We start from the raw sequence: 1,440 nt of genomic DNA on the forward strand, positions 1-1,440 counted from the left end.
GTGGATGCCGCAGATATGTTAGGGAAACACCCGGTGTTGAGTCCGATATTCACACTTTATCTGGCGGTAGTCTGGATTTACTTCTTCGTCTTTTTCTGGACGCGAGCAGGTCAAACCCTAGGCATGCGCGCTTGGAAAATGCAAATTCGAAACGCGAAAGACGGCGCTCCAATTACGGCGACTCAAGCATTAATCCGCCTTGCGACATCAGGCTTTGGTCTTGCGAACTTAACCGTGCCAATTGACCCGCAAAAACGTGGTTTCCACGATATCTGGGCAAAAACTGAAGTGGTGGTTTTGCCAAAAGCAAAATAAATCGCAGAGAAACAAAAAAGGAAGGCATAGCGCCTTCCTTTTTCTTTGATTATAGCTTTCTTCTCAGCAACGCCACCGCAATCGCCAAAAACGCTAAGCTCGGGGCTAAGGCACCAAATATCGGCGGTATGCCATACACCAGAGTCAATGGCCCGAAGAACTCGCTGGAGATATAGAAAGTGAAACCAGCCACAACGCCAGATAAAACTCTCGCCCCCATTGTTACGCTTCGCAGCGGACCAAAGACGAAAGACAATGCCATCAACATCATTACGGCAATCGACAAAGGCTGCGTCAGTTTACGCCAAAATGCGAGCTCGTAACGTGAAGCATCTTGCTCTGATGCTTTCAAATACGTCACGTAATCATACAAACCGCTCAGAGAGAGCTCTTCTGGTTTTACTGTCACCACGGCTAGCTTGTCAGGAGCCAACGACGTGTGCCATTCCATTTGATCCATCTCTTGTTTGGAAATCACGTTTTCGTCTTGCATGTTGGTGATTTGCACGTCACGCATCAACCAATTGTTATCTTGTTGGTAATCCACTTCTTCAGCGAAGATAACTTTTTCTAAGTTCTTGTCATCATCAAAGCGCCACATGTTCAACGCATACAACTTGTCATCTTCCACTTTACCGATGAAGATGAAGTCGTTAGCATCACGAGCCCAAACCCCAGCACGAACCGAAACGATGCTGCCGCCAGACAATGCAAAAGATCGCAAATCACGCGCCATTTTCTGAGCTTCTGGAGCACCCCATTGGCCTAAAGTCATCACGATAAGCATCAATGGAACGGCCGTTTTTAGCACGGACAAACCGATATCCAGCTTGGAGAAACCCGCCGCTTGCATGACCACAAGCTCAGAGCTTGACGCCAGCATACCCAAACCAATCAGTGCACCCAGCAATGCTGCCATTGGGAAAAACATTTCAACGTCACGAGGCACGCTCAACAAAACGAAATACAAAGCGTGCGTCAGGTCATACACACCACGCCCCACTTTTCGTAGCTGTTCCACGTATTTGATGATACCCGATAGGCCAACAAACGTTGCCAGAACCAAGGCTGTGGTAGAGATGATGGTTCTACCGATGTAAAGGTCTAAGATTTTGAACACAGCTT

Annotated in this window: 2 protein-coding genes; one reads left to right on the plus strand and one right to left on the minus strand. The window is 47.7% G+C overall.

Annotated features, from left to right (window positions below; genetic code table 11):
* A partial coding sequence (locus tag R8N28_RS24745; RefSeq protein ID WP_318183609.1) for an RDD family protein occupies positions 1 to 315 on the plus strand: 315 nt, incomplete at its 5' end.
* A 49-nt stretch (positions 316 to 364) separates the two neighbouring features.
* Here R8N28_RS24745 and lptG read toward each other — a convergent pair.
* Entirely contained in the window at positions 365 to 1,435 is a 1,071-nt protein-coding gene (gene lptG, locus R8N28_RS24750; RefSeq protein WP_005461103.1) for an LPS export ABC transporter permease LptG, read from the minus strand.
* Positions 1,436 to 1,440: the final 5 nt, after the last annotated feature.

The organism is Vibrio sp. Vb1554 (assembly GCF_033344235.1).